Here is a 15,384-nt window from a genome sequence, read left to right as displayed (position 1 = left end):
TCTATGCTTAGGCTTCGGTCTTGGCCGTGCCCGTCTGGTCATGCCGTGCTTGCAATGCTTGCCGCACCTCGACGTCGTGCTCGCCCAGTAACGGCGGCGGCACAACTTCCAGCGCGCGCTCGCCGTCGTACGACACGGGGCAGCGCACGGTGCGGAATTCACCAAGCGTGGGATGCCGCCCCGAGACCAGCAGTTGCAGATGGCGCGCCTGCGGGTCTTCCAGGGCCTCGCTGGTGTCGTACATCGGCGCATGGGGTACGTCCTCGGCCTCCAGTCGCTGGCACCAGATTTCGCGCGGATGCAGCCGGAACCGTTCGCCAAGTACGTCGATCAGCACTTCCTGGTGTTCGATGCGGGCCTCGCGTGAGGCAAAGCGCGGGTCCTTGAACAGGTCGGGGCGTTCGATGGCATTTGCCAGCCCTTGCCAGAACTTCTCGGGCGACGACATATGCAGGGCGATCCATTTACCGTCGGCACAGGGCAGCACGTACGACTGTGAAACACTGGGCCGGCTGTACGGCCCCATGACTTCGCCGGCGGAATAGTAATGCGTAAAGGCGTCGAGGTTGAAATGGCTCATCGCTTCGAGCATCGACACTTCCACCTTGCGGCCCACGCCGGTGCGGTTGCGTTCATGCAGCGCGCCCAGGATGCCGTAAGCGGCATAGAACCCGGTCAGTGAGTCCGCAATGGCGGGGCCTACCACGCGCGGATTGGCCGGGTTCACCAGCAGATTCAGGAATCCGCTGGCCGCCTGCGCCACGGTGTCATAGCTGGGCCTGCCCGCGGCGGGGCCGGTCGCGCCAAAGCCGCTGATCGCGCAGTAGATTAGCCGTGGATTGATCTCGCGTAGCCGTGTCTCGCCCGCATTCAACCGCTCCGCCGCACCCGGCCGGAAGTTCTGGATATAGATATCGGCCTCACGGATCAACGCATCGAACACTTCCAGGTCCTCGGCGTTCTTGGTGTTGAGCGTGATGCTGCGCTTGTTGCGGTTATAGGTCTGAAAATGCGGGCTGTAGAGGCCGCCCTTGAACGCGCGGAACGGGTCGCCGGTCTCTGGCTGTTCGATCTTGATGACGTCGGCGCCGAGGTCGCCCAGCAGCATGCCGGCGGCGGGCCCGGTGATGAACGTGCCTTGTTCCAGCACCTTCACGCCTTGCAGGACTTTGATCATGAAATGGCTCCGGCAAGGTCAGGCTGCGGGATCGAAGCCGTCCGGCGTCTCGCCGACATACTGGACTTCGCGCGTGGCCTGGTACGACAGCGCGAAACCAATTGGCTGGCGCAGCTCTTCGCTCAGATGGGCGATCAGACCGCCGGTGCGTGCCAGGATAGGCACGCCCTTCAGTGCGTTGAGCGGAAAGCCCACGCCCAGCAGTACCGCTGGAATCGCCGCCGACACATTGAGGCTCAACGACTTGCCAACGATGTCCGGAATGACCGACTCCACGGCTTCGGCGATTTCGACATAGATGGTGTCGGCGCCCGCCTGGCGCGCCACGTTGAACAGCGCCGCCACGCGCGGGTCGCGGGCCTTGTGCAGCGGATGACCATAGCCGGGAATTGCGCGACGCGCTTCGCGCCATGCGCTTACGACTGTGCGGGAGGCGGCCTCGATCGATTCGCCTGCCTGCATGCGCTGACGGATCTCGGAAAGCATCACGCCCGCGGTTTCGGAAGCGCCGAGGATCACCGAGCCGCAGCCCAGGATGCCAGCCGCCACGGCACCTTGCAGCGCATCGGGCGCGGCGGCCAGCGTCATGCGGCTGGCTTGCACGCTCGGCACCAGGCCATGTTCGGCAATGGCCACAAGCGTGGCGTCTACGACCGTCAGAGCGGCCGCGCTGGGGCGCTGGCCCGTCACCAGGAAATAGAAGTACTCGGTAAAACTGAGCTTGCCGATCAGTTCGCGCGCCAGATCGGCGCCTCGCACCACGATGGTTTCCGTATTGGAAGTACTGATGGCAGTGCGTGGCACGGTTTCCTTGCCGATCTTCATGTTGCGTGTCTCCGTTGCATGGTTGCCTGTCTGATGCAAGCAGTCTACGGAGTGCGCATTACAGATGGAAATGATGAATTTCACTTCAAATGATCGATGGCATCGATGTATGATCTCGGCTTCCAAGGAATGACCAGTCCCTGACCATGGAACTCCGACATCTGCGCTATTTCGAGGCACTCGCGGAAACGCTGAACTTCACGAGAGCCGCCGAACGCATGCATGTGACGCAATCCACGCTGTCGCACCAGATCCGTCAGCTCGAAGAGGAAATCGGCCAGCCGCTGTTCGACCGCATCGGCAAGCGCGTGTCGATGACCGAGGCGGGAGAAACGCTGCTGCTCCATATCAGCCCCGCGCTGCGCCAGGTTGACCGTGCGATTCACGCAGTGCGCGACGACGAGGGGCCGTTGGCGGGAGAAGTCCGTGTAGGCACCACGCACAGCTTCAATATCCAGTTGATTCCGCAGTGCCTGTCGACGTTTATCCGCCGCTATCCGTCAGTGCGGGTCATTGTGGAGGAGTTGAGCGCGGCCGATATCACGGCGCGGATTGCAGATGGCCAGCTCGACCTGGGGGTATCGTACCGGCCGGTGCAGGCGGAAGGGCTGTTCTTCGAACCGCTCTATAACGAGGAACTCAAGCTGGTGGTCAGCGACAGCCATCCGATGGCCCAGCGCAAGCGGGCGCGCATGGTCGAGCTGCACGGCATGCGGATGGTGCTGTTGCCGGCCTATTTCGCCACGCGACAACTGCTTGACGATTGCTTCCGTGCGGCAGGCGCCGAGCCACAGGTCATCGCGGAGCTGAATTCCATCGCGCCGATGCTCGAGCTTGTCAGGCAAACCGATATCGCCGCCGTGATCGGCGGCAGCGCGGAATCATCGGGCAAGGGCCTGCATTTCATTCCTCTGGAAAGCCCGACACCGCAGCGCACGCCGGGCTTGCTGTGGAAGCGGGGTGCGCCGCGCGCGGTGCCAGTACGGTTCTTTGCGACGATCGTCAGGCGCGCGGTGGAAGGGCTGCAGAGCTAACTATGCCGCACGACATGTCGTGCGTCGGGTGCCATGACCCGAGGTCAAACGCGGTACTTTCGTAGATATTCCGCCTGGTTGGCGGCGGCCCTAGTACAACATCCCGTAAATAGCTTGAATAATTAATCACCTCGGATATCATGGCGGGATGAGCCGAGGCCGCCAAGCAATGCCAGTGAGGCTGGCGAAGAAAGAAAGACAGGAACTGCAATCGCTGATCGAGCGCAAGACGGCTGCGCAGCGAGATGTGATGCGCGCGCGAATCGCGTTGTGGGCTCACGAGGGCCACTCCAATACGGTCATTGCGCGGGAACTGGGTGTATCGGTGCAAACGGTCTGCCTGTGGCGCAAGCGCATTGCCCAGCAAGGTGCCCAAGGCATTCGCGAGGGCGAGCGCAGCGGCCGTCCGCCGCGCATCACGCAGGAAGCGCGACTACAGTTGATCGCGCTGGCGTGTGAGACGCAGGAACCTGAGGGGCGGGTCACGCCCACGCTCGACGAGATTGTGGCGCGCGCCGTGGAGCGTGGCGTTGTCGAGCAGATCAGCCGCAGCCAGGTGCAGCGCATTTTGCAGGCCGGCGACGTGCGTCCGCACCGGGTCCAGCAATGGCTACATAGCCCAGACCCGGCCTTTCGCGAGAAGGTCAACGGGATTTGCAAGCTGTACCGTAAGGCGCCTCGAAACGCGGTGGTGCTCAGTATCGACGAGAAGACCGGCATTCAGGCCATCGAGCGCAAGCACCCAGGACGTGCCCCCGCACCGGGCCGGCTTCGTCGGCGTGAGTTTGAATATGTTCGTCACGGCACCCAGGCGTTGATTGCCGCGCTGGACGTGCATACCGGACAGGTGCTGGCAGACTGCCGCGACCGGCGCACCCAGGAGGATTTGGTAGCCTTCATGGAGCGCGTGGCAAGCGCGTACCCAGGCAAACAGGTGCACGTCGTGTGGGATAACCTCAATACGCATCGCGCCCAGGCCGTCTGGCAGGCGTTCAACGCGCGGCACGATGAGCGGTTTCACTTCCACTTCACGCCATTGCACGCGAGTTGGGTCAATCAGATCGAACTCTGGTTTGCCCGCTACACGCGCCGGGTGCTGCGCCATGCGAGCCACACCAGCACCGCGCACCTGCGCGAACGCACCGAGCAGTTTGTCCGCGCGCACAATCAGGCGGCCCGCCCGTTCAAATGGAGTTTCCGGGGCTATCCGCTGCAAACCGGTGCATCGTAATCGAGAATCGACATGCCAGCCTTACCCACCAAACATTACGCTGCCGAATTGCAGCAGCAACTGCGCAGCCTGCTCGGCCACGAGCAGATCGTCACGCAAGCCTACGGGCGTCACCTGCTGATCAAACGTCTGGACGACGAGGATCCGACCGTGGTGGCTCGGCTGACCGAACTCGGCCGCAATCGTTATGGCGCCGCCTTTCGCAACCATAGCGGGCGTTGGGAACCGTTGCCAGGCGAAGGCTCGCTCGACGAGATGGCCGAGGTGGTCGTCACGCTCCTGCACCTATATCTGCAGCCCGATAATTATTAAAGCCATTTACGGGATGTTGTACTAGTATTGCTGCCGGATCGGCAGATATGTAGTGCTCATCCGGCGGCAGATGGTTTGGCCTCTGGTATTACAAATGTTGCCTTATGGCCGGAAGCCGCCCAACCATCTGGCGACCCGCGGTGTTGGCAGTGGCCGGCAGTAGGCGACCCTTTTGCGACGTTCGTCCCAGCTAGCCTTAATGGCTGAAACGGCCGATTTGCCGACGCTCGACAGGGCAAGCCCGACGGCCGTTATCGACCTCATTTGAGACGGACCGCCTCGCGACAGGCGACCGAATGCTCAGCGCGAAGCCGCTCCATCCTGATCTCCGGCCGTTCCCTTGGCCACCGGCCATCCGAGACCCACTCGCGATGTCTCACTTCCGCTCGCTGGTCTGGCCACGCTGCCTCGAACGCCTGCGCTTGCCGATGGCGCTACGCGATCATCTCGTGAAGGCGGCGAACATCCCGTCCGGCAAAATCCATCCATATCTGGTGAGTTTCGGGAAAGCTGGGCTCGTCGCCCGGGGCCCGCTTTGTCCGCAGATCGACTTGCGGCTATTCGTCTTTCGGGAAGAAGGGCTGCCCCGCGAGGCAACTCAGCGATCCGCGCTGCGTGCCAGCGACTCCCGACGAACAACCGACGGTGGCTTCCCGAACCAGCGCTGACAGGCCCGGGTCAGCACGGACTGGTCCGCGAAGTCCAGCAACTGCGCCACCAGTGAAAGACCGATGTCCGCTTGCGCGAGCAGTTGGCCGGCGAGTTCGCGTCGCGCCGTGTCCTTCAGCATTTCGAAGGTCTGCCCGTCCTCCTGGAGCCGTCGTTGCAGGGTGCGCGGATGCAGGCGCAGCACACGCGCGACGACCACGAGGTTGACCGGTGCCAGCCTCATCTGGGTGCGCAAGGTCTGCAGCACCTGCTCGGTCAGCGAAGCCTTTGCCCGCGGCGCCGCCGCGACGAGGTAGCGCTCCACGAAGGCCTGGAGCTGATCGTTCTGTCGGGGAAGCCGTCTGCGCCACGCAACCGATTCCACCACGATGCCGTCGAACGTTGACCGGAAGCAGGGGACCAGTCCCAGGTGTTCCCGGTACTGGCGGTTGCTGCCCGCTTGCGCATGGCGGAAGTGAACCTCCGCGGGGCCGACCTCCGCGTCCGACAGTACGCGAACTACCTTGCAGATGTGGCTCACTGAGTGCTCGGTTGCCTGAGGCAGCAGCGGCAGGTCCGGCAGCAGAAAGCGCAATTCGACCTGCTCGTGCAACGACCCATGGGCCTCGCGCACTTCAATGGCAATACCCGGCGCATGGTAGTGCATGTGCCGGCCCGCCATCAACATGCCGTCCCGAACGCTGCGGGCCGACTGGATGGCCAGCCACAGCACGCCCAGAAAGCTGGGGTCTTTCGCATCGGAAAGACGCAGTCCGAAGTCGGGCACGCCCAACTCCATGGCGCCGATCTCGACGGCCTGCAACACGTTTCGATAGGGCAAGTATCGATCCGGGTCGTCGAGCGAACTCGCGTCGAGGCCTGCCTTGGCGAGCAGCGCGTGCGGATCTCCGCCGAGCGACTGCACCAAGGGCGAGTAACTCTCCAATGCCGCGGCACGAACGAGGTTGTGGTGAACCGTCATCCTCGCAGTGTCGCATGGAATCAAGGAATTGTCATGCAGAATCAAGCCAGTGGGTGGGAATGCGCCTATCGTTGTCCTCACTCCAGCGCTATCCACTGCACGAAGGAGACAACGATGCATTCCGAAGCCACTGTCACCCGGCCTCAACAGACCCGCCCGGGAAAGGACTTGAAATGAACGCTGGCACGACCACCGCGTACAAGCCCCTCATCGCCCTGTCGCGGCGTATCCCTGACGCCTCGCTGGCGATCCTGCGCGAACTCGGCGAGGTCCGTATGCCTGCCGAGCACGAGGAAGGCGGCGACCTGGCCCCGCTGTTCAAGCATGCCGACTGCGTGCTCGTCATCCCCGGCGATTGCATCGATGCCAAGCTGCTCGCGTCGTGCCCGCGGTTGCGACTCGTCATCACGATCAGCGCGGGCTTCGACCACATCGACCTGCAGGCCTGCACCGCGCGCGGAATCCGGGTGGCCCACACGCCCGGCGCGGTGTGCGCCGCTACTGCCGACATGGCCTTCGGCCTGCTGCTTGCAGCTTCGCGCCGCATCGTGGAGGCGGACGCCTTCGTGCGTGCCGGCCGCTGGGTCGGGCAACTCTCGCCGCTGCCCGGCCAGGACGTTCACCACACGCGCATGGGCATCATCGGCCTCGGCCGCATCGGCGCGCTGCTGGCCCGGCGCGCCCGGGGCTTCGACATGGACGTGTGCTACCACAGCCGGCGGCGCGTAAGCGAGCAGGAGGAAGCAGCGCTCGGCGTGCGCTGGCTGCCGCTCGACGAACTGCTCACCCAAAGCGACGCGGTGATGGTGCAGGTGCCCTATGGCCCCGCTACACACCACCTGGTCGGCACTCGCGAGCTGTCGTTGATGAAAAAGACTGCCGTGCTGGTCAATACCGCACGCGGCGGCGTCGTCGACGACGCCGCCCTGGCCGCCGCCCTGCGCGAGGGCCGCATTGCCGCCGCCGGGCTCGACGTGACCGAGGGGGAACCGAAGGTGCACCCCGAATTGCTGGCGTTGCCCAACGTCGTGCTGACACCTCACCTCGGCGCTGCCACGCACGAGACACACCGGCAAATGGCGCGCGAGGCTTTCCAGAACCTGGTTGGCGCGCTGCGCGGCGCGCCGTTGGCCAATTGCCTCAACCCCGAGGCACAGGCGCCGGCTCAATCCTGATTTGTACTGCTCATCAACTCAACTGTCTGGACCCAACATGAACATCCCTTCGCTCCAAGGCCACACCAGCCCCGAAGAGTGGCAACTGCGCGTCGAACTCGCCGCGCTCTACCGCGCGACGGCCCTCTACGGCTGGACAGACCTGGTCTTCACCCACATCAGTGCGCGGGTTCCCGGCAAGGACCATCACTTCCTGATCAATCCCTACGGGCTGATGTTCGACGAGATCACCGCTTCGTCGCTGATCAAGGTGGATGCGCAATGCAACAAGCTCCACGAGTCGCCGTTTCCGGTCAACCCCGCCGGGTTCATGATCCACAGTTGCGTCCACGAAGCGCGCCACGAAGTGCAATGCGTGATGCATACGCACACCCGCGCCGGAGTCGCAGTGAGCGCCCAGCGCGAAGGCCTGCTGCCGATCTCCCAGCAATCCACGCTGTTGTTGCACAGCCTGGGGTACCACGACTATGAAGGCATTGCCCTGCGCCCCGACGAGCAGCCCAGGCTACAGGTCGATCTGGGCGACAACAACTACCTCATCCTGCGCAACCACGGCCTGCTGACAGTTGGCGCCAGCGTGGCGGAGACATTCCTGGCCATGTACTTCCTCGAGACCTGCTGCCAGATCCAGATCTCGGCACAGGCCGGCGGCGAGCTGATTCGCGTCGACCCGAACATTCAGCGCGACGTAAAGGAAGTGATCCGCACGGGTACCTCCGGGGAGGGTGCACAGATCGCCTGGCCGGCAGTGCTGCGCAAGCTGGACCGGATCGACCCCAGCTATAGGACCTGAGCACTCGGGAGACAACGATGAGCGTGAACCCCACGCAAAGCAGCCGCTTCACGCGGCTGGACCAAAGCACTCGCGAAGACTGGCAGAGCATCGCCGGCGAGTTCCGTCAGCTCGCGGCCGGCCTGCCCGACCGCATCCTGGCCCACCTGAAGTTGCTCGACGGTGACTTCGGTGGCTTTCCGGTGGACCGCTACACCCACTCGTTGCAGACCGCGACGCTAGCCTTGCGCGATGGCCGCGACGAGGAATACGTGGTCTGCGCCCTGCTGCACGACATCGGCGACACGCTGGGCACTTTCAACCACCCCGACGTGGCCGCGACGCTGCTGCAGCCGTTCGTGAGCGAGGAAAACCATTGGATGGTCAAGTACCACGGCATCTTCCAGGGGTACTTCTTCTTCCACCACCTCGGCATGGACCGCGACCTGCGCGACCAGTTCAAGGCCCACCCTTGCTACGAGCGCACCGCGGAGTTCTGCGCCCTGTATGACAACCCCGCGTTCGACCCGCACGGCGAAACGCTGCCGATCAGCGAGTTCGAGCCAATGGTGCGCCGCGTGTTCGCCCGGCCGCGCAACGGTGTCTACAAGGCAGCGATGGACACGAACCAGGCCGCTCGATAACGCAGGCCCGGCTACATAACGATACCCAGGAGACACTCATGCAAGATAGCGCGCTGTCCACGATCGCACTCCCGGTGGCCTTGGCCATCATCATGCTGGGCTTGGGCCTGCACCTGCGCCTCGAAGATTTCAAGCGCATCCTCGTCCAGCCCAAGGCCATCGCCATGGGGCTACTGGCGCAGGCGCTGCTGCTGCCTGCACTGTGCTTCTTCATCTGCAAGGCCTTCGGACTTTCGGCCGAGCTATCGGTGGGCCTGATGCTGCTGGCCGCATCGCCAGGCGGCACCACGGCCAACCTGTTCTCGCATCTGTTCAAGGGCGACGTTGCGCTGAACATCTCGCTAACGGCCATCAACAGCGTGCTGGCTATCGTGACGATCCCGACCATCGTCAACTTCGCACTCAGCCAGTTCATGGAAGGTCAGGCCTACATCCCGTTGCAGTTCCAGAAGACGATAGAAGTCATCGTGATGGTGCTCGCCCCGGTGACCATCGGCATGTTCATCCATGCGAAGCTGCCGGGCTTCTCGAAAATGATGGACAAGCCGGTCAAGATCGCATCGTCGCTGATCCTGGTGCTGCTGATCGTGTCGATCGTGGTGAAGGAATGGGTTGTGATCTCCACCAACTTCCGGATCGTGGGCGCAGCGTGCCTGGTCTTCAACCTGGCGAGCCTGCTGGTTGGCTACCTTATCGGCAAGACTGTCCGCCTGACCGAAGGGCAGAACCGCGCCATCGCGTTCGAGATCGGCGTCCACAACGGCGCGCTCGCAATCTACCTGGCGCTGGTCGTGCTCAAGAACGGCACGATGTCGCTGCCGGCCGCGGTCTACAGCCTGTTGATGTATTTCACCGCGGCGGCGTTCGGCTGGTGGGTGGTGCGCAAGGGCGCCGGTAGCGCTGTGGTCGCGAAGGGCGCGCTTCCAGCAAGTCGACAGTGATAATCGCGCGGCTGTCGGCAAACGACAGGATTCTGACGCGATGTGACAAAGAACAGGAGACTGAAAGCAACATGAAGCAAAGACTGTGGCTCGCCAGCTATGGCGCCGCTGCGCATGAGATCGATCCCGACGCCTGCCCATCGCTGGTGGCGTGTTAGTTGGTTGGGCGGGTTGGCTTCCCCAATCGTGCCGTCTACGCGACGAGCAAGTGGGGGATCGTAGGGCTCACGAAGTCGCTGTCGATGGAACTCCGGGATGACGGCATTCGCGTGAACTGCATTCAACCGGGCGCGGTCGACAACGCGCGCTTTCATGGGGTGATCAAAGCGCGGGCAGACGCCAGTGGCCGAACCCCGGAGGCAGAGATCGATCTTGCGCTGGCGTCTCAGTCGGTGAAGAAGCTCGTCGACATGGAAGGAATCGCCGCCCTCGCTCGTTTCTCTGCAGTGACCTGGGCTCTGCCATCTCGGGACAGGCGATCTCGATCGACTGCGATGCCCAAATTACAACCCTCCCCTTGCGTCATTCCGGGGCGTGTTTGTTGCGATTGAGCCTGCCCTCGTAGAGAGCGGCGGCTATCTTTACATTCTTAGAAAGAGACATCAATCATGCGTAAAGTCATTATCAGTTGCGCCGTGACTGGCTCGGTTCACACACCGTCCATGTCCCCGCATCTTCCGGTGACGCCGGCTGAAATTGCCGAGCAGGCCATCGATGCGGCCAAGGCTGGCGCGGCAATTCTCCACCTCCATGCACGCAATCCCGCCGACGGCCGTCCTGCCTTCGAGCCGGAGGTTTATAGTCAGTTTCTTGCTCCGATACACGCGTCGACTGACGCGGTGATCAACATTACCTCGGGGGGCACGTTCTCGATGACCCTGGACCAGCGGCTTGCTGGTGCGTTGGATATCTCGGCGGAGATGGCGTCGTGCAACATGGGGACGATGAACTTCGCCATCTATCCAGTCCTGGAGAAAATGAAGGAATTCAAGTACGAGTGGGAGCGGGACTTCATCGAGGGAACCCGGCGGAGCATTTTCCGCAACACGTTCGCCGATATCGAGGAAGTGCTTGACCGGCTCGGCAACGCTCACCAAACGCGCTTCGAGTTCGAGTGCTATGACGTCAGCCACCTCTACAACCTGAAGCACTTTGTGGATCGTGGCCTCGTGACCGGCCCGCTGTTCCTGCAGTTTGTCCTGGGTGTGCTCGGGGGCATCGGGGCCGACACCGAGAATCTGGTGCACATGAAGCGCATCGCCGACAAGCTGTTCGGCGATGGCTACCAGTGGTCGGTCCTGGGTGCTGGTCGCCATCAGACGCCGTTGGTCACGCAAGCGGCCTTGATGGGGGGGAACGTTCGCGTGGGGCTCGAAGACTCGCTGACTGTCGGTGCTGGGCAGCTTGCAAAGTCGAACGCGGAACAGGTCTCGAGAATTCGCGACGTGCTGGAGAGGCTTGGCTTCGAGATCGCGACCCCGGCCGAGGCGAGGCAGATGCTTGGCCTTAAAGGCAAGGACAAGGTACTGCTCGGTTGAGGTAGTGGGAGATCACGGCCTGAGCACGGACTACGACAGACCTGCCTGGCTCCCTGCGCCCGAAGACGGGCGGCGATGGAATGGCGCCGCCTCGTCATGGATGAACAGATCGCTATCAGGCAAGCGTATGTTCGGGGCGCTCGCTCGTGGCGAATGGCGGCTTTCTCGGACCGGACACTCACTGAGACTCCGCGAATGTCGTCGCCTCCCTCGGGCCGAACGGCGGCAATTCGGCCGTGTCGGTCATCGGCAATCCGAGACCGGCTGACTCAAACTGGCCGGAAGCTGCCGTTTGCGCTTGCCGCATGGAAGAAAGACAGTGAGCTCCGTATCGCCGGCGTACTGGCAGATCACGATGGCCGCGAAGTCGACCGCTGACAAGGGCTATAAGGTCTCGGTCAAATATCCGTTCGACACGAGCTGGACTGCCGCCGGCGCGTGCAAAAACGTGGCTGACGCCTTCGGCACCGCCGTGCAGGAACTGCTGAAGCAGGTTATGACGAACCCGTAATTCCCGGCGCTGGCCGGGAAATAGGGCGTCCCGCAGGACACTCCCTCTCGCTTCGCGCCGGAGGGCGGCTGACATGCCGAAGGAAGATCTTCGATGGGCGGGCGCGTCCTACCAGCCGGAAGTTGCGTTATTCCGTTATCGACCCATTTCCGCCATTCGAATCCTCCCCAACTCAATGGCGGCTGTCTGAGTACAACGGCCATTCACTTCCGATGTCGGTCCGGCAGTAACCGATCATCGTTCGAAAACTGGCTATTTTTCGCTCCGCCTGGAGTGCTCGCATTGAAATACGCCCAGGTAGAAACAGCATGGATACGTAACGTCACTTGCCCCTGGCCCGCTTTCCCATTTCAATGAAGTTGGTGGGAACAAGGAGTGAAATCATGGCAGTCACACGCTTGCAAAAGATTCCAGGCATCGGGGTTGACAGGATGGCCGACAAGGCGGACTCGATGCGAAACGCCAACATTCTTCGGCTAGAGAACCTCGACACTGACTTGCGGCCGCCACCGGCGGCGATCCGGCGCACGCACGACGCGATCGATGACGATGCTGCCAACAGCTATCTACCATTCATGGGGCAGCATGCGCTGCGGGAAGCTGCAGTCGAGCGCATTCGACGCTTCTCTGGCGTCGCATACGACCCTGATGCCGAATGCATCATTTCCGCGGGTGGTTTGGCCGGAATCCTGAATGTCCTTCTATCGACACTGGAAACGGGGGACGAGGTCGTACTCACCGATCCGACCTATGCAGGCCTGATCAATCGCGTCTACCTCGCTGGGGGCGTGCCAAGATTTGCGCGCCTCATACCAGGGATCGATGGCTGGCGACTTGACCTGGAGAGTCTCGTTGACGCGATTGGGCCCCGCACACGAGCATTGCTCATCATGTCGCCGTCGATGCCGACTGGCTTCGTCGTGTCTGCGATGGAATGGGAGGCGATCGCCCTGCATTGCGAGCGGGCCGGTGCGTGGCTGGTATATGACGCGGCCATGGAGAGAATCCTGTTTGACGGTCGGCAGGTCGTCCACCCCGTTTCTCTGCCTGGCATGCGCGAGCGCACCATCACCGTCGGCTCGGTTTCCAAGGAGTACCGCATGATTGGCTGGCGAGTCGGCTGGATAGTCGGGCCGGAGCAGCTTATGGCCGACGTTCGGCTGACCAGCCTATCAAACGTCGTGTGCCAGGTCGGCATCGCAATGCCAGGGGCTACTGCCGCATTGACTGCCGACGATGATGGCGTGGCCGCGGCGACGGCAGTGTGGGAAAGGCGTCGCGATGCTGTGATGTCCGCGCTGACGGATCTTCCCGTGATTCGTCCGCACGGCGGATGGTCTCTTCTGATTGATACTGAACAGCTCGGTCTTGCACCGTCGGAGGCCTCCAGGCGCTTGTTGGAGCGAGGCGAAGTGGCGGCCACGCCGATGGACAACTGGGGGCCAAGCGGTAGCCGCTACCTGCGCCTCGTATTTGCCAATGAGCCCATCGAGCGCCTGGCTGACATTCGCGCGCGGATTCGTCTGTCTTGGGACATCTGATACCTGCAAGCCTGGCAGGCGCTTGTTAGTTGAGTACTTGGCCGCCTCATCCTTCGTCGGTCTCTACCTCGGCCTTGCAATTCACAGGCGCGTTATGGGAGTCATGGCGAGACCCGACGTTCGAATGACTGAGTGATCGGGGGCTCATACGATCTTGTGCAAGCCGATCATGCGAACGCCTTGTGATACGCGTTGAGAGCGGGCGCGCCGCCCAGATGCACGTACAGCACGTTCGTTCCCTTCGGAATCTCACCCGCCTTCGCCATCGCGATCAGGCCCGCCATAGATTTGCCCTCATACACCGGATCGGTGAGCATCGCCTCAAGTCGCGCTGCCGTGCGGATCGCATCGATCGTCTGATCGTCGGGCAGGCCATAGTCCGGGCCCGCGAAACGCGGATCGACGATCACGTCGGCGTCGTCGATCGGCTTGCCGATGCCGATCAGTTCCGCCGTCTGTCGCGCGCTCTTCGTCACGGCGCGGCGCGTCATCGCCTCGTTGCATGCGGTATCGATGCCGATCAGGCGGCGTGGTCTGTCCTGCGCCTTGAAGCCTGCGACCATGCCGCCCTGTGTCGAGCCGGTGCAGGTCGCGGTGATCACGGTGTCGAAGAACACGCCCATTTCCTGTTCCTGACGCGCGAGTTCATCGGTGAAGTTCGCATAGCCGAGGCCACCAAGGGGATGATCGGATGCACCCGCCGGAATCGCGTAAGGCTTGCCGCCTTCCCGGCGCACCTGCTCGAGGGCGCGCGACCACGTCTCCTTCACCTCGGTCGAGTAGCCCTCACCCTCCAGCAGCGTCTCGGCGCCCATCAGCCGCGACAGCAGGATATTGCCGACCTTGTCGTAGACCGGATCGTCCCAGTGGGTCCACTCCTCCTGCACCAGCCGGCAGCGCATGCCGAGCACCGCCGCGACGGCCGCAACCTGGCGCGTGTGATTCGACTGAATGTTGCCGATGGAAACGAGCGTGTCGGCGCCTTGTTTCACTGCGTCAGCGGCGAGCCACTCAAGCTTGCGAATCTTGTTGCCGCCAAACGCGAGCCCGGACGATACATCGTCGCGCTTTGCCCACACCGAAATGCCGAGCATATCGGACAGGCGATTGAGCCGATGAATCGGCGAGGGGAAGAAGCCAAGCGAGATGCGGCCGAAGCGATTTTCGAGATCAAGTGCCATGGCGAACTCCCTGTCGAAGAACCGAGGGAAAGATTGACTCTAGATTAGGTCCAAAAGGGCGAGATATTGGAGCGTGGCGCGCCTTCACCTGCGGCGCCTCGCCTGGGGCGAAGTGGAATTCAAATAGGACTTGTGTCGCGTACGCTCGCGCTCTCGGTGGAATGGGTGAGGCGCAAACAGCACATTCGAGCGAGCTGCTTCGGGCGTGTCCACACGTGACGCTGCTCACCGTAGTGCAGGCCGCGTACCTTCATTGCCGATTTGCTGGCACGCAACTGCCGCGGCGGCAATCCACCGGGTCTCTCTTGTATTGCACGGTATAGTCTGAGCACCAATGCAACGATCCGACGTGGTTATCAGGTCGGATCGGATTTCAACAGATTAATGGAAGGGCTTGGGGCTACACCGGCCTTTCTTCGTCACACAGAGCGGCGGCGATGGCCGATGATTCGACCTGCATAGTCGGTGGCCGACTGGCTGTTTCCAATAGAGACCGGTCGGCTGAGCGTCTCAGTCCATAGGCGGTCGAACGACGCCGCATGGGCCGATCTGAGCCACTGACCGGTGCCGCATTCGTAGAACGAAGTAATTCTGTCACTCCGGAATCCCGCCGCCAAAGCGTCCAAGGGTGGTGTGGGCGAGAGAGGTGCCTGGTTCAGAGACAGCGAGGGCAACCTCCTTGCCATCGGGCAGGCGATCAGGTGAGCAGGTCGGTATCCGCAGGGTGCGGGCGCGCACCTGGCAAGCTGTGTCTGTTCGCCAACGTCGCCTAATCTTATGTTTTAGCGACCAGCGAGTGGAAAACTCGCCCGAAGTCGCAACGCGTACATTTTCGAGCCGGGGCTGGCGGAAGGAGTCATCATCATGCGACT

Annotated in this window: 15 protein-coding genes; 11 read left to right on the top strand and 4 right to left on the bottom strand. The window is 62.5% G+C overall.

Features of this window, described 5'->3' with window-relative positions; genetic code table 11:
• Positions 1 to 7: 7 nt before the first annotated feature.
• Together DN412_RS21260 and DN412_RS21255 are read right to left on the bottom strand one after the other, a co-directional pair.
• Positions 8 to 1,177 carry a CaiB/BaiF CoA transferase family protein gene (locus DN412_RS21260; RefSeq protein WP_115213387.1) on the bottom strand — a complete coding sequence of 390 codons (1,170 nt, stop codon included), beginning with the start codon at positions 1,175 to 1,177 and terminating at the stop codon, positions 8 to 10.
• 18 nt (positions 1,178 to 1,195) lie between these two features.
• Complete coding sequence (locus DN412_RS21255) at positions 1,196 to 2,002, bottom strand: citryl-CoA lyase (protein WP_115213386.1); 807 nt, start codon at positions 2,000 to 2,002, stop codon at positions 1,196 to 1,198.
• Between the two features lie 146 nt (positions 2,003 to 2,148).
• Here DN412_RS21255 and DN412_RS21250 point away from each other — a divergent pair, with 146 nt between their 5' ends.
• The 3 genes from DN412_RS21250 (at position 2,149) to DN412_RS21240 (ending at position 4,579) form a co-directional block, all read left to right on the top strand.
• The gene (locus DN412_RS21250; protein WP_115213385.1) at positions 2,149 to 3,036 is read left to right on the top strand and encodes a LysR substrate-binding domain-containing protein; all 888 of its coding nucleotides are present in this window, start codon (positions 2,149 to 2,151) and stop codon (positions 3,034 to 3,036) included.
• 148 nt (positions 3,037 to 3,184) lie between these two features.
• Positions 3,185 to 4,267, top strand: coding sequence for an IS630 family transposase (locus DN412_RS21245; RefSeq protein ID WP_115213384.1), 1,083 nt, complete (start codon positions 3,185 to 3,187; stop codon positions 4,265 to 4,267).
• Positions 4,268 to 4,279: 12 nt separating this feature from the next.
• Positions 4,280 to 4,579, top strand: coding sequence for a hypothetical protein (locus DN412_RS21240; RefSeq protein WP_115213383.1), 300 nt, complete (start codon positions 4,280 to 4,282; stop codon positions 4,577 to 4,579).
• A 598-nt stretch (positions 4,580 to 5,177) separates the two neighbouring features.
• Here DN412_RS21240 and DN412_RS21230 read toward each other — a convergent pair.
• Positions 5,178 to 6,152: an AraC family transcriptional regulator gene (locus tag DN412_RS21230; RefSeq protein WP_244222729.1), complete on the bottom strand. Its 975-nt coding sequence runs from the start codon at positions 6,150 to 6,152 to the stop codon at positions 5,178 to 5,180.
• A gap of 230 nt (positions 6,153 to 6,382) precedes the next feature.
• On the opposite strand from DN412_RS21230, the gene DN412_RS21225 reads away from it, so the two are divergent.
• From DN412_RS21225 to DN412_RS21190, 8 genes are all read left to right on the top strand, one after another.
• Positions 6,383 to 7,384, top strand: a complete 1,002-nt coding sequence (locus tag DN412_RS21225) for a 2-hydroxyacid dehydrogenase (protein ID WP_115213381.1) — start codon at positions 6,383 to 6,385, stop codon at positions 7,382 to 7,384.
• A 37-nt stretch (positions 7,385 to 7,421) separates the two neighbouring features.
• Positions 7,422 to 8,177: a class II aldolase/adducin family protein gene (locus DN412_RS21220; protein ID WP_208647630.1), complete on the top strand. Its 756-nt coding sequence runs from the start codon at positions 7,422 to 7,424 to the stop codon at positions 8,175 to 8,177.
• Between the two features lie 17 nt (positions 8,178 to 8,194).
• A complete protein-coding gene (locus DN412_RS21215; RefSeq protein ID WP_115213380.1) occupies positions 8,195 to 8,800 on the top strand; it encodes an HD domain-containing protein in 606 nt (201 codons plus the stop codon).
• 38 nt (positions 8,801 to 8,838) lie between these two features.
• Positions 8,839 to 9,741 carry a bile acid:sodium symporter family protein gene (locus DN412_RS21210; protein WP_115213379.1) on the top strand — a complete coding sequence of 301 codons (903 nt, stop codon included), beginning with the start codon at positions 8,839 to 8,841 and terminating at the stop codon, positions 9,739 to 9,741.
• A 158-nt stretch (positions 9,742 to 9,899) separates the two neighbouring features.
• Positions 9,900 to 10,292 carry an SDR family NAD(P)-dependent oxidoreductase gene (locus DN412_RS45880; RefSeq protein WP_115213378.1) on the top strand — a complete coding sequence of 131 codons (393 nt, stop codon included), beginning with the start codon at positions 9,900 to 9,902 and terminating at the stop codon, positions 10,290 to 10,292.
• A gap of 57 nt (positions 10,293 to 10,349) precedes the next feature.
• Positions 10,350 to 11,279, top strand: coding sequence for a 3,5-dioxohexanoate:acetyl-CoA acetone transferase (gene kce, locus DN412_RS21200; RefSeq protein ID WP_115213377.1), 930 nt, complete (start codon positions 10,350 to 10,352; stop codon positions 11,277 to 11,279).
• A 319-nt stretch (positions 11,280 to 11,598) separates the two neighbouring features.
• Positions 11,599 to 11,790 carry a hypothetical protein gene (locus DN412_RS21195; protein WP_244222727.1) on the top strand — a complete coding sequence of 64 codons (192 nt, stop codon included), beginning with the start codon at positions 11,599 to 11,601 and terminating at the stop codon, positions 11,788 to 11,790.
• 383 nt (positions 11,791 to 12,173) lie between these two features.
• On the top strand, positions 12,174 to 13,331 hold the full coding sequence (locus DN412_RS21190) for a pyridoxal phosphate-dependent aminotransferase (RefSeq protein ID WP_115213376.1): 1,158 nt from the start codon (positions 12,174 to 12,176) through the stop codon (positions 13,329 to 13,331).
• A gap of 167 nt (positions 13,332 to 13,498) precedes the next feature.
• On the opposite strand, the gene DN412_RS21185 is transcribed toward DN412_RS21190, so the two are convergent.
• Positions 13,499 to 14,512, bottom strand: coding sequence for a 1-aminocyclopropane-1-carboxylate deaminase (locus DN412_RS21185; protein WP_115213375.1), 1,014 nt, complete (start codon positions 14,510 to 14,512; stop codon positions 13,499 to 13,501).
• Positions 14,513 to 15,384 lie beyond the last annotated feature (872 nt).

Source organism: Cupriavidus lacunae (genome assembly GCF_003353055.1).
Taxonomy (GTDB): domain Bacteria; phylum Pseudomonadota; class Gammaproteobacteria; order Burkholderiales; family Burkholderiaceae; genus Cupriavidus; species Cupriavidus lacunae.
The sequence above is the reverse complement of the archived record's forward strand: the minus strand, read 5'-3'. Positions and strand labels throughout refer to the sequence as shown.